The following is a 16,632-nucleotide window of genomic DNA, read 5'->3' on the forward strand; positions in this document are numbered from 1 at the left end:
TTTTTTTTGTATAATAGAAACATGAAATGCGAGGAGGATATTATGGAACAACCATTATTTTTACATTCAGTCATGCAGGAAAAAATTTGGGGAGGAACTCGTCTGAAAGAAGAATTTGGTTACGAAATTCCGAGCGACCATGTCGGTGAATTTTGGGCGATTTCAGCCCATCCGCATGGAGTTTCTAAAGTAGCCAATGGTCCATACGAAGGAATGGGATTGGATCAGCTCTATCAAGAGCATCGGGAATTATTCGGTAATCGTAAAGAGCCTGTCTTTCCTTTATTAACAAAGATTTTGGATGCCAACGATTGGCTCAGTGTACAGGTGCACCCAGATGATACCTATGCAATGGAGCATGAAGGAGAACTTGGAAAAACTGAGTGTTGGTATGTGATTGCGGCTGATGAAGGATCTGAGATTATCTATGGACACAATGCCAAGTCAAAAGAAGAACTCCGTCAGCAAATTGAGGACAAGAACTGGGATGCCTTGCTGACAAAGGTTCCTGTCAAGGCTGGAGATTTCTTCTATGTGCCAAGCGGGACCATGCACGCCATTGGTTCTGGAATTTTGATTCTTGAAACCCAACAGTCGAGTGACACCACCTACCGGGTTTATGATTTTGACCGTAAGGATGCTCAAGGAAACTTGCGGGAACTTCACTTGGAAAAATCGATTGATGTGTTAAACATCGGTGAGCCAGCAAATAGCCATCCAGATACAGTTGTGATCGATGATCTTCGTATGACCACCTTGGTTGCAAGTGATTTCTTCACCGTCTATAAGTGGGAACTGACTGGAAAAGCTGATTTTGAAAAGACCGCTGATTACAGCTTGTTGAGCGTCTTAGCTGGAGAAGGAAAATTAACTGTAGATGGGAAGGATTATCCTATCCAAAAAGGAAGTCACTTTATCTTACCGAGCGATGTTGAATCTTGGACTTTGGAAGGGCAAGGTTTAGAATTGATCGTGAGTCATCCATAAAAAAGAAAGGGCTTGAGTTAAAAGCTGTGAAACAACTCAAGCCTTTTTTATCTGAAAACTATTTTTATGTGAAGTCTTGACTCTGACCTAAGGGGAGGGGTTATACTATCCTTGTAATACTCTTCGAAAATCAAATTCAAACCACGTCAGCGTCGCCTTACCGTATATATGTTACTGACTTCGTCAGTTCTATCTACAACCTCAAAGCAGTGCTTTGAGCAACCTGCGGCTAGCTTCCTAGTTTGCTCTTTGATTTTCATTGAGTATAAGGAGGAAATCATGTACCATATCAAAGAAGCTGCAGAGCTGTCAGGTGTCTCTGTCAAGACCTTGCACCACTATGACAAGATAGGACTTCTCGTCCCTGTGAAATCTGAAAATGGTTATCGGACATACAGTCAAGAAGATTTAGAACGATTACAGGTGATTCTCTACTACAAGTATCTAGGATTTTCCTTAGACCAAATAGCAGAACTCTTAGCCGAAGAAAAATCTAACTTATTGCCGCATTTGACCAAACAGTTGGACTATTTGACTCAAGAAAGACAACGTCTGGATACCTTGATTTCTACCCTGCAAAAAACCATTCAAGAACAAAAAGGAGAAAGAAAAATGACCATTGAGGAAAAATTTACTGGATTTAGCTATCAAGATACTCAAAAATACCAGCAAGAGGCGGTAGATAAGTACGGTCAAGAAGTCATGGATCAAGCGCTTGAACGTCAAAAAGGTCGAGAAGAGGAGGCGACAAGAGCCTTTAATCAAGTCTTTCAAGCCTTGGCGAAAAACCTCCAAGCAGGTTTGCCAGTAACAGCATCGGAAAACCAAGATCAAGCAGCCAAACTTTTAGACGCGATTCGAACGTATGGATTTGACTGCTCTATAGAGGTTTTTTGCCATATCGGCAAAGGCTATGTCTATAATCCAGAATTCAAGGAAAACATCGACAAGTTTGGAGCTGGCACAGCCCAGTACACTTCGGATGTCATTGCCTTTTATGTCGAAAATCAAGCAAAATAAAAAAGTGAGAGTGGGACAGAAATCGGTCATTCGTTAGAATTCGATTTCGTCGTCCCACCTCCGCATAGTTGAGTAGGGCTGTAAAAGCTGATGAAATCAGCGTAGTAGAGCCCACTCAACCACTGCGTCTTGCTCGACAATCCAAAAATAATTGAGAGGCTAGGATTTTTGTCCCAGCCTCGTTTTTTGCTTGGATCAATTTGAAAAGAAGCTGGCTGATCTAAGAGAGGTTGGATAAATGAACACAATGAAAACTTTACGAAGATTTCACAATTTCAGTTGACAGTCTTGAAAAAAAAGAGTAGAATAACCCCAGTTTTATGAAAAAGAGGCAGGGAATTCCCGGCCTCATGATCTTTTTTCAAGGAGTTTTTTATGTTTTCAACATTGAAAAAATGGTTTATTGGCCGTCCGTTGAAATCTGGTGCAGAAGGTGAAGGCGGATTGCTAGGGAAAATGCAGGCTTTGGCCATGCTCTCTAGTGACGCACTTTCTTCTATTGCCTATGGTCCAGAGCAAGTTATCTTGGTCTTGATGACCGTATCAGCAGGAGCTATTTGGTGGTCCATTCCGATTGGGATTGTGGTCCTGGTTCTCCTAGCCAGTTTAACGATTTCTTATCGCCAGGTCATTCATGCCTACCCTCAAGGGGGAGGGGCCTACATGGTGACTACGGAGAACTTGTCTCCCAAAGCGGGTTTGATCGCTGGTGGTAGTCTCTTGGTTGACTACATGCTGACAGTAGCAGTATCTGTGTCTTCCGGTGCAGATGCCATCACGTCAGCGATTCCATCTCTTCATCCTTATAATCTTCACATTTCCATTTTGTTGGTCTTGATTTTGATGCTGATGAACCTTCGGGGGCTACGCGAATCAGCGACATCGTTGATGATTCCGGTCTACCTTTTCATTGTCAGTACCATTGCCTTGATCGGCTATGGCGTGATCCAAATCTTGACGGGTCACTTGGCCTATAACGCAACTGCTCATGTGGGTCAAACCATTTCAGGGGTTAGTGTCATTCTCTTATTGCGGGCCTTTACGAGTGGATCCGCTTCCCTAACAGGGGTTGAAGCCATCTCCAATTCGGTTCCTTTCTTTAAGAAACCAAAAGCAAAGAATGCAGCCTCTACCTTGACCATTATGGCTTTGATTTTGGGGATCATGTTTGCAGGGATTACCTTCCTCAATTACTGGGTGGGTGTCGTTCCAGCTAAAGGGATAACAACTCTAGCCCAAATGGCCCAAGCCATCTTAGGGAATTCCCCAGTCGGACAAGCCTTCTTTTACGTCTTCCAATTGTCAACAGCCTTGATTTTGGCAGTTGCGGCTAATACAGGATTCTCTGCCTTTCCAATGTTGGCCTTTAACATGGCTAAAAATAAATACATGCCACACATGTATATGGAAAAAGGGGATCGTCTGGGCTATTCTAATGGGATTTTGACCTTGGCGATTGGTGCCATCGTCTTGCTCTTGATTTTTGATGGGCAAACAGAAAGCTTGATTCCGCTTTATACCATTGGGGTCTTTATTCCTTTTGCCCTATCTCAAACAGGGATGGTGATCCACTGGAAACGCCAATATCAAAAAGGATTTCTTAAGTATTCGCTTGCCAATATCCTGGGGGCAGCCATCTGTTATGGAATTGTCTTGATCCTCTTATTATTCCGTTTGCGTGAGATCTGGCCCTTCTTCCCTATTATTGGTCTCTTGCTTTGGATGTTCTTGAGTATCCGTAATCACTATGATAAAGTTGCAGCCCAATTGCGCTTGGGAGGTGAGATTGAAAAGACAAGTTATGCGGGCAATACCGTGATTGTCCTTGTTGGGAATGTCACTCAGGTAAGTGTGGGAGCTATGAGTTATGCAAATAGCCTAGGAAACGATGTTATAGCTATGCATGTCTCAACGGAAGAAACCAAGGTTAAAGACGCTGAGGTAGCAGAAGAATTTAAGCGTTATTTCCCTCATATTCGCTTTGAAAATGTCATGACCAGTTACCGGGATATTATCCAGCCAACGGTTGAATTTGTCTCAAAAGTAGCTGAGGAGGCCAAGGAAAAAGGCAACACCGTTACAGTCTTAGTCCCTCAATTTATCCCTAAAAAACATTGGCAAAATATTCTCCACAACCAAATGAGTTTGAAATTGAAGTATGCACTTCGTTGGCATGAAGAAGTGGTTGTGGCAAGCTATTCTTACCATTTGTCTGAATAAACACCGTATATAGAAAAGATGTCTGCTTGAGCAGGCATCTTTTTGGATTTTCTTACACGAAAAAAACCACTCGAAAGTCTTGTAAGATACAGCCTTGATCTTGAAAAAATGTTTAAAAAATGCTAGAATAAAAAGAACATTTTAGATTTTGAAAAATTCAAAGTAAGGAAAAAAATGGCAAATTTATTAAAAACAATTATTGAAAATGATCGAGGCGAAATCAAACGCCTTGAAAAAATGGCTGACAAGGTCTTTTCTTATGAAGACCAAATGGCAGCTTTGACGGATGACGAATTAAAAGCGAAAACAGTTGAGTTTAAGCAACGCTACCAAGATGGTGAGTCTTTGGATGATCTCTTGTACGAGGCTTTTGCAGTTGTTCGTGAAGGGGCAAAACGGGTTCTTGGTTTGTTCCCATACAAGGTTCAGGTCATGGGGGGAATCGTCCTTCACCATGGTGACGTTCCAGAGATGCGTACAGGGGAAGGAAAAACCTTGACAGCAACCATGCCGGTATACTTGAATGCCTTGTCTGGCAAAGGGGTGCACGTTGTCACCGTCAATGAATACTTGACCGAGCGGGATGCAACAGAGATGGGAGAACTTTACTCATGGCTTGGCCTTTCAGTAGGGATCAACCTTGCAGCAAAATCTCCAGCTGAGAAAAAAGAAGCTTACCTCTGTGATATCACTTACTCAACCAACTCAGAGATTGGTTTTGACTACTTGCGTGACAACATGGTTGTGCGTGCAGAAAACATGGTTCAACGTCCATTGAACTATGCCTTGGTCGATGAGGTAGACTCCATCTTGATTGACGAAGCCCGTACTCCATTGATCGTTTCTGGTCAGACAGCTTCTGATACGAGCCAGCTCTACCACATGGCGGATGCTTATGTGAAGACCTTGACAGAGGACGATTACATTATTGATGTCCCATCTAAAACCATCGGTTTGTCTGATTCAGGAATCGATAAGGCAGAAAGCTACTTTAATCTTGAAAACTTGTACGATATTGAAAACGTAGCTTTGACTCACTTTATCGACAATGCCCTTCGTGCCAACTACATCATGATTTTGGATATCGACTATGTGGTCAGCGAAGATCAAGAAATCTTGATCGTCGACCAATTTACTGGTCGGACCATGGAAGGACGTCGCTATTCTGATGGACTTCACCAAGCGATTGAAGCCAAAGAAGGTGTTCCAGTTCAAGAAGAAACCAAAACATCTGCGTCGATTACTTACCAAAACCTCTTCCGTATGTACAAGAAGTTGTCAGGGATGACAGGGACAGGGAAAACCGAAGAAGAAGAATTCCGTGAAATTTATAACATTCGCGTGATTCCAATTCCAACCAACCGTCCGATTGCCCGTATTGATCATCCAGACCTTCTCTACCCAAGCTTGAAATCAAAATTCAAAGCTGTTGTGGAAGATGTCAAGTCTCGTCATGAAAAAGGTCAACCAGTCCTAGTAGGTACCGTTGCCGTTGAAACCAGTGATTACCTTTCTCAATTGTTGGTTCAAGCAGGTGTCCCTCACGAAGTTTTGAATGCGAAAAACCACTACAAAGAAGCGCAAATCATCATGAACGCTGGTCAACGTGGTGCTGTTACCATTGCGACCAACATGGCCGGACGTGGTACCGATATCAAACTTGGTGAAGGTGTTCGCGAACTCGGTGGACTTTGTGTCATCGGGACAGAACGTCACGAAAGCCGTCGGATCGATAACCAGCTTCGTGGACGTTCAGGACGTCAAGGGGATCCAGGTGAATCTCAATTCTACTTGTCTCTTGAAGATGAATTGATGCGTCGTTTCGGTTCTGAACGGATCAAAGCAGTGCTTGATCGCTTCAAGTTGAGCGAAGAAGAATCAGTGATCCGTTCAAATATGTTCACCCGTCAGGTAGAGGGTGCACAAAAACGGGTTGAAGGAAACAACTACGATACCCGTAAACAAGTCCTTCAATACGATGACGTGATGCGGGAACAACGGGAAATTATCTACGCTGAACGCTATGATGTCATCACAGCTAACCGTGACTTGGCGCCTGAAATCAAGGCCATGATCAAACGGACCATCAAACGGATTGTTGAAGGAGCCAGCCACTCAAGCAAGGAAGAACGCGTTGAAGCGATTCTGAACTTTGCCAAATACAATTTGGTTCCGGAAGATACGATTTCTGCAAGCGATATTGAAGGAAAATCTGACAAGGAAGTTATCGATTACTTGTATGCACGTGCAGAAGAAATCTATGCTAGCCAAGTAGCGAAATTGCGTGACGAAGAGTCTGTGCAAGAATTCCAAAAAGTCTTGATCCTTCGTGTGGTGGACAGCAAGTGGACGGACCATATCGATGCTTTGGATCAATTGCGAAATGCGGTTGGACTCCGTGGGTATGCGCAAAATAACCCAGTGGTAGAATACCAATCAGAAAGTTTCCGTATGTTTAACGATATGATCGGATCGATTGAATTTGATGTGACTCGTCTCATGATGAAAGCCCAAATTCACGAACAAGAACGTCCACGTACGGAACACAGTATTTCAACAACTGCGACTCGCAACATTGCAGCGCAACAACAAGATATTCCAGCAGATATTGACTTATCACAAGTGAAACGCAACGATTTGTGCCCTTGTGGTTCAGGCAAGAAATTCAAAAACTGTCACGGACGTAAATTTTAAGAGCTCCTCTGAAATAGAAAGAGGATGGGGCTAGGTAGCATAAGGAGGCCGTATGGTATTCATTACGAAGAGCAATAAGATTGATGAGCAAGAGATCGCTTCGCTTTACCGCTTGGAAGGTCCAGCCTTGGAGCGCAAAGAAGCGCGTGATCGAGAATTGGAAGCTATTATCAAAGGAGAAGACCAACGGATCCTTCTTGTGATCGGGCCTTGCTCTTCTGATAATGAAGAAGCTGTGATGGACTATGCCCGTCGTTTGGCAGACTTGCAAGAGCAAGTCAAAGATCAGATTTTCATTGTGATGCGGGTCTATACGGCTAAACCTCGGACCAATGGGGATGGCTATAAAGGCTTGATGCACCAACCAGATACACATGCAGCACCAAGCTTTGTGGACGGTTTGAAAGCAGTCCGACATCTCCACTACCGTGTGATTACAGAAACTGGTTTGACAACTGCGGATGAGTTGCTTTATCCAGCAAGTCTTCCGTATGTTGAAGATTTGATTTCTTATCATGCCATTGGAGCGCGATCAGTTGAAGACCAGGAGCATCGCTTTGTATCTAGTGGGATCTCTGCTCCGACAGGTATGAAGAATCCAACTTCTGGGAATCTTTCTGTTATGTTCAATGCGATTTATGCAGCCCAACATCCCCAAAACTTTTTGTTCAATGCCCAAGCAGTGGAAACATCAGGAAATCCTTTAGCTCATGCGATCCTTCGTGGGGGCTTGGATGCAAGTGGTAAGAATATTCCAAACTACCATTATGAAGATTTGCTAGCGGCAGCAAAACGCTATAGCGAAATGGGCTTGCAACATCCCTTCATCCTGGTGGATACCAACCATGACAACTCTGGCAAACAATTCGAAGAGCAAGTACGCATCGTGAGAGAAACCATGATGAACCGTGCTTGGAACAAGGATTTGGCAACTTTAGTTCGTGGTTTCATGATTGAATCCTATCTAGAAGATGGCCGTCAAAATGAACCAGTGGTTTATGGTCAATCCATCACAGACCCTTGCCTGGGTTGGGAAAAAACACAGGCCTTGGTCAAAGAAATTGCAACGATGAATAAGTAAAAGGCAGGGGCGGAAGGAGTGATTCTTTAGCCCCTTCTCTTTTGTCAGTAAAACGATACTGAAACGATAAATAAGGATAAAACAAGATGATCAAAGGACATGGCATCGATATCGAATCGATCGCTGCGATTGAAAAAGCCTATCAGAAGAATACTCGATTCGCTGAAAAAGTCTTAACCGAGGCTGAGCGAGAGCGCTTTGAGGAATTGTCTGGAAAACGGAAAATGGAATATTTAACGGGCCGATGGTCCGCCAAAGAAGCCTTTTCAAAGGCAATGGGAACAGGGATTGGACCGGTTGGTTTTCAAGATTTAGAAATTTTAAATGATGCCCACGGAGCACCCTATTTTTCTAAGTCTCCTTTTTCTGGGAAGGTATGGATTTCGATCAGTCACAAGGGAGACCTAGTGTCGACCAGTGTCATTTTGGAGGAAGAAAATGAAAGCAAGTAAACATAGACCAACTGTTGCTAGAGTCGATTTGGATGCCATTGCCTTTAATGTGCAACAAGTCAGTGAGCATATTCCGAGTCAAGCCTTGAAATATGCAGTCGTCAAGGCCAACGCCTATGGTCATGGGGTCGTTGCGGTGACCAAAAAATTGGCGCCTCAGGTTGATGGCTTTTGTGTATCCAATATGGATGAAGCCCTCGAAATCCGTGAAGAAGGCTTGCAACACCCTATTTTGATTTTAGGAGTTGTGCCAAGTGAAACAGTGAATCTAGCCAAAGAGCATGACATCCGCTTAACAGTGGCGAGTCTTGCTTGGTTGGATCAATTGCTTGGACAAGAAGCAGATCTTTCAGGATTGAAGGTCCATATCAAGGTGGATTCTGGAATGGGGCGGATTGGATTCCGAAGGATCGAAGAGATCAAAGAGGCTGAACGTCTCCTCTTAGCAGCTGGAGCTGAAATTGAAGGGATTTTTACTCATTTTGCGACAGCAGATGAAGCAGATGATCGAAAATTCCAAGCGCAATACCAGTTTTTCAAAGAAGTATTGGCTGCTCTTGAAACCCTTCCTCCCATTGTCCATGCTAGTAATTCGGCTACCTCTTTGTGGCATGCGGATACGATTTTCACGGCTGTGCGCTTGGGAGATGTCATGTATGGCTTGAATCCGAGCGGTTCTGTCCTAGATTTGCCTTATGAAATAAAACCAGCCTTGACTTTGATGACGGAATTAGTCCATGTCAAACAGTTAGAAGCTGGTCAAGATATCGGATATGGGGCAACCTACACAACAGAAGAAACCCAATGGATTGGAACGCTTCCTATAGGTTATGCGGATGGTTGGATCAGAGAGATGCAAAATTTCCATGTACTGATCAAGGGTGAGTTTTGCCCCATTGTTGGCCGGGTTTCGATGGACCAGGTGACGATTCGCCTTCCCGAAGAAATGCCTTTGGGGACTAGAGTTACCCTGATTGGACGAGATGGTGAGAAGGAAATCACCGCGACAGAAGTTGCGGACTACCGTGGCACGATTAATTACGAAGTAGTCTGTATCTTAAGTGACCGGATTCCGCGTGAATACACAGGTCAGCAATAAGAAAAAGCAGGTGGGACTTTCCCGGTAGGGCCTGCTTTTTTATAAATGAAAGGAGGAGCGATGAATTTACACCAACCCTTATCCGTACTGCCTGGAGTCGGCCCAAAATCAGCGGAAAAATTTAAAAAATTAGGGATTGAAACCTTAGAAGATCTACTCTTGTATTTTCCATTTCGGTATGAAGACTTCAAAACCCGCAATGTTTTAGATTTAGAAGATGGGGAAAAAGCAGTCATCTCTGGGGTGGTAGCAACACCAGCCAATGTCCAATATTATGGCTACAAACGAAATCGCTTGCGTTTTTCCATCAAACAGGGAGACCAGGTCATTGCGGTTAATTTTTTCAACCAACCCTATCTAGCAGACAAAATTGAGGTTCAGCAGACAGTGGCGATTTTTGGGAAATGGGACAAGGCTAAAGGCAGTTTGACAGGGATGAAACTCCTGGCTCAAGTGGAAGATGATTTGCAACCGGTCTATCGAGTGACGCAAGGAGTCAGCCAAAACAGCCTGGTGAAATTGATCAAAATAGCGTTTGACCAGGGGTTGGACCAGCTTTTAGAAGAGAATGTACCCCAAGTCTTGCGGGATCGTTATCAACTTATGTCTCGTTCCCAAGCAGTGCAAGCTATGCATTTTCCTAAGGATCTGGCAGAGTACAAGCAAGCCCTTCGCCGGGTAAAATTTGAAGAGCTCCTCTTTTTCCAGCTGCAACTCCAAGTGCTAAAAGAAGAAAATCACGATGCCAGCCAAGGGATTTCCTTGGCCTGGAATCCAGAAAAATTAGCAGAACGAAAAAAACAGCTTCCTTTTGAGCTAACGCAAGCTCAAGAAAACAGCCTGAATGAAATCTTGACAGATATGGCCTCTCCTTATCATATGAACCGCCTCTTACAAGGGGATGTGGGAAGCGGGAAGACAGTCGTGGCCGGTCTTGCTATGTATGCAGCCTTAAGCGCTGGGAAGCAAGCTACCTTGATGGTTCCAACGGAGATTTTGGCAGAGCAACACAAGGAAAGCTTGCAAAATCTTTTTCTAGATTTGCCAATTGCCCTTCTAACAGGAGGATTAAAGGCGGCTGAGAAACGAGAAGTCTTAGAAGAGATCTCCTCAGGAAAAGTTCAACTGATTGTGGGGACGCATGCCTTGATTCAAGAGGGAGTTCACTACCAAGATCTTGGTTTGGTCATTATTGATGAACAACACCGTTTTGGGGTTTCCCAACGTCGTATTCTTCGAGAAAAAGGACAAAATCCAGACGTCCTGATGATGACGGCTACCCCTATTCCCCGGACCTTGGCTATTACAGCCTTTGGAGATATGGATGTGTCCATCATTGATCAGATGCCTGCGGGACGCAAGGAAATCATCACACGTTGGGTCAAGCATGAGCAGTTAGAAGTGGTCCTCGACTGGTTAGTCAAAGAACTTGGCAAGGGTTCTCAAGCCTACTTTATTTCTCCATTGATTGAGGAGTCAGAGGCGCTAGATTTGAAAAACGCCCTTGCCCTCAAAGAAGAGCTAGAAACCTTCTTTGGACAGCGAGCACGCGTTTCTCTTCTTCACGGGAAGATGAAAAGTGAAGAAAAAGATGCCATCATGCAGTCCTTTAAAGAGCACCAAGTCGATGTTTTGGTGTCTACGACCGTTATTGAAGTAGGAGTCAACGTGCCCAATGCGACCGTTATGGTCATTATGGATGCAGATCGGTTTGGTCTTAGCCAACTTCACCAGCTTCGAGGCCGGGTTGGGCGGGGAAATAAGCAATCCTATGCTATTCTAGTAGCCAATCCTAAGACAGATAGTGGCAAGCAGCGCATGAAAATCATGACAGAGACGACCAATGGCTTTGTGCTAGCGGAAGAAGATTTGAAAATGCGGGGTTCAGGTGAAATCTTTGGAACTCGTCAATCTGGGATTCCAGAATTTCAAGTGGCGGATTTGGTAGAAGATTATCCCATTCTGGAAGAAGCAAGGAAAGTTGCCAGCCAGATCGTAGCCACGCCAGATTGGCGCGAACACCCCGATTGGCATCTGCTCTCGCTTTACTTAGAAAAGAAAGAACATTTAGACTAGAGTATAAAAAGGGAGTAGAGTGGAAATTCTTTGGATTCCACTCTACTCCCTTTAAGATGGCATTTTACGGGCTTTGTATCTTATTAACTGAACACGGGCTGCGGATTGTGTCAAAAAGATGAATCCTCCTAGAATCTAATGATTCTGCGTCGAATTCCCTATTTTGACTGTATCCGCTACGCCCTTTGTATCTTATACTACCCTTCGATATAGTCTTTGAGTTCTTGTCCTTTTAGGCCGGCATTGAGGGCGATGAGGAGTTTGATGCGCGCTTTGGGTGCATTTAATTCTTTGATGAAAAAGACACCTGCTTGATGGAGTTGGACGCCTCCTCCTTCATATGCGTAGACGGGTTCAGCGATTCCATTGAAGCAACGGGATACTAAAGCGATTGGAAGGCCTGCATCCATGAATTCTTGGAGTTTATGTGCCGTTTCTTTAGGGATGTTTCCTGCTCCAAAGGCTTCGATAATGAGACCATCCAGCTTTGAAAGATCCAGCATGTCCAGTAGATCGGTTTTCATCCCTGCATAGGTAGCAATGATCGGAACGAACCCATCGATGGTATTGAGATCAAAGCGCACCCTTGGCTCGGCTGTTTTAAAGAAGAGGATTTCCTTTTTCATGACCAAACCTAGAGGACCGTGGGTTGGTGTCTGGAAGGTGCTGACATTGGTGGTATGGGTTTTGGTGACGTACTTAGCCGCATGAATTTCATCGTTCATGACGACTAAGACCCCTTTATCACGTGCTTTTGGATCGGCAGCCACTCGAAGGGCTGTCAGAAAATTATAGACGCCATCGCTTCCTAGCTCATTGGAGCTTCGCATAGCTCCTGTAATGACCACAGCGATCTCTGGTAACTCCATGGTATCCAAGAAATAAGCCGTTTCTTCCAGCGTATCTGTCCCGTGGGTAATAACGATGCCGTCGTAGTTGTGAGCTTCCTCTTTGATTTTTTGATATAGAGCTAACATGTGACGGGGTGTCATTTGAGGGCTGGGAAGGTTGAAGAAGTCCTCTGAGGTGACTGCAATCCCTTCAATTGGTGAAGTAACTTGGGTCATGGGATTGACTTCATTGGTAATCACTGCCCCAGAGTCATCTGCCGCCATCGAAATGGTCCCTCCGGTATGTAGTGCTAAAATTTTCTTAAACATGTGAAGCTCCTTGGAATATGTGATATAATTTATTTTATCATAAAAAGAAAGAAACAGTAGACATGGAAATAAAAGCAGTCTTTTTTGATATCGATGGAACCTTGGTCAATGATAGTCGAGCGGTCCTAAAATCAACAGAAAAAGCCATTCAGTCTTTAAAGGAAGAAGGGATCTATGTAGGTCTTGCGACAGGTCGGGGACCGGCCTTTGTCAAACCGTTTATGGAACGCTATGGTTTTGATTTTGCAGTGACCTATAATGGTCAGTATATTTTGACCAAGGACCGCGTGCTGTTTACTAGCCCAATCGATAAAAAGAGTCTGCACCAACTAATTGACTATGCTCGAGAACACCGTAAGGAAATTGCTCTCGGTACCAAGGATGGGGTATTTGGTTCTCGGATCATGAGTTTTGGGATGAGTCCTATTTCAACCTGGTCCAGTCGCTTTGTGCCCCGTAAAATGGCCCGTACAGTCAGTCGAGGATTTAACAAAGTGGTCAGCAAGGTCGTCCCACAAGATCAGGTCACCCTCTATGCACTAGCGCAAGAACCGATCTACCAAGTGTTGATCTTATCGAGTCCAGAAGAGACTGCAAAAATTGAAAAAGAGTTTCCAGATCTGAAATTCACACGGTCTAGTCCTTTTGCAGCAGATGTCCTAAACCCAGGGATTTCCAAGCTAGAAGGGATCCGCATCGTTGGTCAGGAATTTGGCTTTGACATCGATGAAGTGATGGCTTTTGGAGATTCTGATAATGACTTAGAGATGCTGTCAGGTGTTGGCTTGTCTATTGCGATGGGAAATGGGACGACCAGTGTCAAGGCAATTGCCAAGCATACCACGACTAGTAATGGCAAGGATGGCATTCAAAAGGCCCTGCAACACTTTGGTATTCTTTCAGAGAAAGAGCTCTTTCTTTCTAAGGATGATCACTTCAATAAGGTCAAAACCTTCCATGGTGTGATGGATGGGGAAACCCAGGAGAAACCAGTTGTTTGGCAGCCTCAAGACGCCCTTTATCGAACCATGTTCAAGCAAGAGGAGTTGGTAGAATTTGTCCGAGCAGCTAGCACAAGTGAGGAAGAATTTGACCGCTCGGTCGCAGCTCTTCACGAAGCCTTGGATAAGGCTGCAGATAAGGTTCGGAGCAAGCATCCAGCTGAGATCTCCATGGTAGGGCAGGTTGATGCCTTAATTGATACCCTCTATCTGACTTATGGTAGCTTTGTACTAATGGGGGTCGATCCTGAAGAGGTCTTTGAGATTGTTCACCGGGCCAATATGGGCAAGATTTTCCCAGATGGAAAGGCGCACTTTGATCCAGTAACCCACAAAATTCTGAAGCCAGATGATTGGGAAGAAAAATACGCCCCAGAACCAGCCATCAAAAAAGAACTCGATCGCCAGCTCAAGGCCTACGAAAAACATGCAAAACAAAAAGAAGCAAAAAAAGACAACTAAAAAAGTTTGGAACCTTTGTTCCAAACTTTTTTTAGAATGTAGACAAACTATTTTTTACTAAGATAAGTAAAGTGTTCCACAAAGAAGTCGAAATATGTTCTTATTTTTAAAATTTATAAAAAATATTGAAAAACTTTCCGCCGTGAGAAAAGTGCTAGAAACACTATTGTTTCTAGCACTCGGGAGTTTTGAGAGTAAAACAGTTTGGGAAACTGTTTTAGCCTGAGCCCAGAGATTAAAGAGCGAAGGGGCTCAAAACTTAGTCATGGAACTTCGAAGAAGGTCGCTGACGTCCGTACTCACCTAAGGAAAGTTTTCAATATAACTTTTTCTTTCTTACATGGTTTTATCCTTATCGCGCACCACTAGTAAGTCTACTTTGGCGTGGCGAAGGATGTATTCTGAGGAGGATCCGACCATTAAGCGTTCGAAGGCATTGAGTCCGGTAGCCCCGACCATTATGAGGTCAACCCCTTCTTTACTTGGGATATCATTGGCCAAGAGGACTTTTGGATTTCCCATTTCTACAACAGTCGCAACATTTTGAACCCCGACTTTTTCAGCACGTTCCTTGTAGCCCTTGAGCAATTCGTTGGCTTCTTCTTGCAATTCTTCGTAGACCTCAGCATCAAAGGTTGAGACACTTTGAAGGGCACGGGTATCAATGACATGGACAATAGTCAATTTAGAGCCGTTGCGAAGAGAAACGTTAACCCCTTTTTCAAAGGCTAATTCTGCTTCATGGGAACCGTCGACAGCGACCATAATGTTTTCGTATTTTTGAGACATAACCTACCTCCTTATAGCTTGAAAACATGGATAGAACAGAAGTTCTTCTATTCTTTATACACTTATATTTTATTCCTTTTAAGCTAGAATGTAAAGGTAAAGTCTCACTTTTCTAGTATATTTTTGCAGAATTTTTAAAGTCCTCAATTTGTACTCTATTTGAACTAGTGGTATAATAGAGATAATTTCGTGAATCGAGGCAGAATATGAAGGAATATAATAAATCAAGCAAACTCGAACATGTCGCTTACGATATTCGTGGTCCAGTCTTGGAAGAAGCCATGCGCATGCGAGCAAATGGAGAAAAAATTCTTCGTTTGAATACAGGGAATCCTGCTGAATTTGGCTTTACAGCTCCAGATGAAGTGATCCATGATTTGATCATGAATGCGCGTGATAGTGAAGGCTATTCGGATTCAAAAGGGATCTTTTCAGCCCGCAAGGCCATCATGCAGTACTGCCAGTTGAAAAAAATTCCAAATGTGGATATTGATGATATTTACCTTGGAAATGGAGTGAGTGAGCTGATCGTCATGTCCATGCAAGGACTGCTCGACAATGGCGATGAAGTCTTGGTTCCTATGCCGGACTATCCTCTTTGGACAGCAGCTGTCAGCCTAGCTGGTGGGAATGCGGTTCACTATCTTTGTGATGAAGAAGCAAACTGGTATCCAGATATCGAGGATATCAAGTCGAAAATTACCTCAAATACCAAAGCCATCGTTGTCATCAACCCGAATAACCCAACGGGTGCCCTCTATCCAGATGAGATCTTGCTTGAGATTGTAGAGATTGCTCGCCAAAATAACTTGATCATCTTTGCGGATGAAATCTACGATCGCTTGGTCATGGATGGGGAAAAGCACACGGCTATTGCTAGTCTCGCGCCTGATCTTTTCTGTGTCAGCATGAACGGTTTGTCAAAATCTCACCGGATTGCCGGTTTCCGTGTTGGTTGGATGGTTCTGTCTGGTCCGAAGCATCATGTGAAGGGCTATATCGAAGGCTTGAACATGTTGTCCAATATGCGCCTTTGTTCAAACGTTTTATCTCAACATGTTGTGCAAACCTCTCTTGGAGGCTATCAATCTGTGGATGAACTCTTGCTTCCAGGTGGGCGAATCTACGAACAACGGAACTTTATTTATAAAGCCATCAATGAGATTCCAGGCCTCTCGGCTGTTAAGCCAAAGGCTGGATTGTATATCTTCCCTAAGATTGATCGGGATATGTACCGCGTGGATGACGATGAACAATTTGTTTTAGAATTCTTGAAGCAAGAAAAGATTCTTTTGGTTCATGGCCGTGGTTTTAACTGGAAGGACCCAGATCACTTCCGGATCGTTTACCTCCCACGTGTGGATGAATTGGCTCAAATTCAAGAAAAAATGACTCGTTTTTTGAAACAATACAGACGCTAATTAGATAAAGGAGGCTGGGACAAAAGTCCTAGCCTCTCAATTGTCTTTGGATTGTCGAGCAAGACGCAGTGGTTGAGTGGGCTCTACTACGCTGATTTCATCAGCTTTTACAGCCCTACTCAACTGTGCGGAGGTGGGACGACGAAATCGAATTCTAACGAATTACCGAT

At 43.9% G+C, this 16,632-nt stretch carries 12 protein-coding genes; 10 read left to right on the plus strand and 2 right to left on the minus strand.

Annotated features, from left to right (window positions below; translation table 11 throughout):
* The first annotated feature begins 42 nt into the window (after positions 1-42).
* From manA to recG, 8 genes are all read left to right on the plus strand, one after another.
* Entirely contained in the window at positions 43-987 is a 945-nt protein-coding gene (gene manA / locus PCY11_RS05430; RefSeq protein WP_301362571.1) for a mannose-6-phosphate isomerase, class I, read from the plus strand.
* A gap of 279 nt (positions 988-1,266) precedes the next feature.
* Positions 1,267-2,007 carry a MerR family transcriptional regulator gene (locus PCY11_RS05435; protein ID WP_129299812.1) on the plus strand — a complete coding sequence of 247 codons (741 nt, stop codon included), beginning with the start codon at positions 1,267-1,269 and terminating at the stop codon, positions 2,005-2,007.
* A gap of 375 nt (positions 2,008-2,382) precedes the next feature.
* On the plus strand, positions 2,383-4,227 hold the full coding sequence (locus tag PCY11_RS05440) for an APC family permease (protein ID WP_301362572.1): 1,845 nt from the start codon (positions 2,383-2,385) through the stop codon (positions 4,225-4,227).
* Positions 4,228-4,401: 174 nt separating this feature from the next.
* Positions 4,402-6,921, plus strand: a complete 2,520-nt coding sequence (secA, locus tag PCY11_RS05445) for a preprotein translocase subunit SecA (protein WP_049474057.1) — start codon at positions 4,402-4,404, stop codon at positions 6,919-6,921.
* A 52-nt stretch (positions 6,922-6,973) separates the two neighbouring features.
* Positions 6,974-8,002: a 3-deoxy-7-phosphoheptulonate synthase gene (locus PCY11_RS05450; protein WP_049522854.1), complete on the plus strand. Its 1,029-nt coding sequence runs from the start codon at positions 6,974-6,976 to the stop codon at positions 8,000-8,002.
* A gap of 86 nt (positions 8,003-8,088) precedes the next feature.
* On the plus strand, positions 8,089-8,454 hold the full coding sequence (gene acpS, locus PCY11_RS05455) for a holo-ACP synthase (protein WP_003005615.1): 366 nt from the start codon (positions 8,089-8,091) through the stop codon (positions 8,452-8,454).
* Positions 8,441-9,553 carry an alanine racemase gene (gene alr, locus PCY11_RS05460; RefSeq protein WP_049522855.1) on the plus strand — a complete coding sequence of 371 codons (1,113 nt, stop codon included), beginning with the start codon at positions 8,441-8,443 and terminating at the stop codon, positions 9,551-9,553. Before acpS ends, alr begins: the two co-directional genes overlap by 14 nt.
* A gap of 60 nt (positions 9,554-9,613) precedes the next feature.
* Entirely contained in the window at positions 9,614-11,629 is a 2,016-nt protein-coding gene (recG, locus tag PCY11_RS05465; protein WP_070845657.1) for an ATP-dependent DNA helicase RecG, read from the plus strand.
* Between the two features lie 197 nt (positions 11,630-11,826).
* Here the strand turns inward: recG and PCY11_RS05470 are convergent, their stop codons facing one another.
* Positions 11,827-12,789: an asparaginase gene (locus PCY11_RS05470; RefSeq protein ID WP_003008546.1), complete on the minus strand. Its 963-nt coding sequence runs from the start codon at positions 12,787-12,789 to the stop codon at positions 11,827-11,829.
* Between the two features lie 62 nt (positions 12,790-12,851).
* On the opposite strand from PCY11_RS05470, the gene PCY11_RS05475 reads away from it, so the two are divergent.
* Positions 12,852-14,252, plus strand: a complete 1,401-nt coding sequence (locus tag PCY11_RS05475) for a Cof-type HAD-IIB family hydrolase (protein ID WP_049522857.1) — start codon at positions 12,852-12,854, stop codon at positions 14,250-14,252.
* A gap of 336 nt (positions 14,253-14,588) precedes the next feature.
* Here the strand turns inward: PCY11_RS05475 and PCY11_RS05480 are convergent, their stop codons facing one another.
* Positions 14,589-15,041, minus strand: a complete 453-nt coding sequence (locus PCY11_RS05480; RefSeq protein WP_024055228.1) for a universal stress protein — start codon at positions 15,039-15,041, stop codon at positions 14,589-14,591.
* Between the two features lie 206 nt (positions 15,042-15,247).
* Between PCY11_RS05480 and PCY11_RS05485 the strand changes: the two genes are divergently transcribed.
* Positions 15,248-16,462, plus strand: coding sequence for a pyridoxal phosphate-dependent aminotransferase (locus tag PCY11_RS05485; protein WP_049522717.1), 1,215 nt, complete (start codon positions 15,248-15,250; stop codon positions 16,460-16,462).
* Positions 16,463-16,632: the final 170 nt, after the last annotated feature.

It is taken from the genome of Streptococcus sp. SP8 (assembly GCF_030440045.1).
Classification (GTDB): Bacteria; Bacillota; Bacilli; order Lactobacillales; family Streptococcaceae; genus Streptococcus; species Streptococcus parasanguinis_I.

Excerpts from the sequence above, each read along its gene's own strand:
- manA (WP_301362571.1), top strand. The coding sequence starts at position 43 with ATGGAACAACCATTATTTTTACATTCAGTCATGCAGGAAAAAATTTGG.
- PCY11_RS05435 (WP_129299812.1), top strand. The coding sequence starts at position 1,267 with ATGTACCATATCAAAGAAGCTGCAGAGCTGTCAGGTGTCTCTGTCAAG.
- PCY11_RS05440 (WP_301362572.1), top strand. The coding sequence starts at position 2,383 with ATGTTTTCAACATTGAAAAAATGGTTTATTGGCCGTCCGTTGAAATCT.
- secA (WP_049474057.1), top strand. The coding sequence starts at position 4,402 with ATGGCAAATTTATTAAAAACAATTATTGAAAATGATCGAGGCGAAATC.
- PCY11_RS05450 (WP_049522854.1), top strand. The coding sequence starts at position 6,974 with ATGGTATTCATTACGAAGAGCAATAAGATTGATGAGCAAGAGATCGCT.
- acpS (WP_003005615.1), top strand. The coding sequence starts at position 8,089 with ATGATCAAAGGACATGGCATCGATATCGAATCGATCGCTGCGATTGAA.
- alr (WP_049522855.1), top strand. The coding sequence starts at position 8,441 with ATGAAAGCAAGTAAACATAGACCAACTGTTGCTAGAGTCGATTTGGAT.
- recG (WP_070845657.1), top strand. The coding sequence starts at position 9,614 with ATGAATTTACACCAACCCTTATCCGTACTGCCTGGAGTCGGCCCAAAA.
- PCY11_RS05470 (WP_003008546.1), bottom strand. The coding sequence starts at position 12,789 with ATGTTTAAGAAAATTTTAGCACTACATACCGGAGGGACCATTTCGATG.
- PCY11_RS05475 (WP_049522857.1), top strand. The coding sequence starts at position 12,852 with ATGGAAATAAAAGCAGTCTTTTTTGATATCGATGGAACCTTGGTCAAT.
- PCY11_RS05480 (WP_024055228.1), bottom strand. The coding sequence starts at position 15,041 with ATGTCTCAAAAATACGAAAACATTATGGTCGCTGTCGACGGTTCCCAT.
- PCY11_RS05485 (WP_049522717.1), top strand. The coding sequence starts at position 15,248 with ATGAAGGAATATAATAAATCAAGCAAACTCGAACATGTCGCTTACGAT.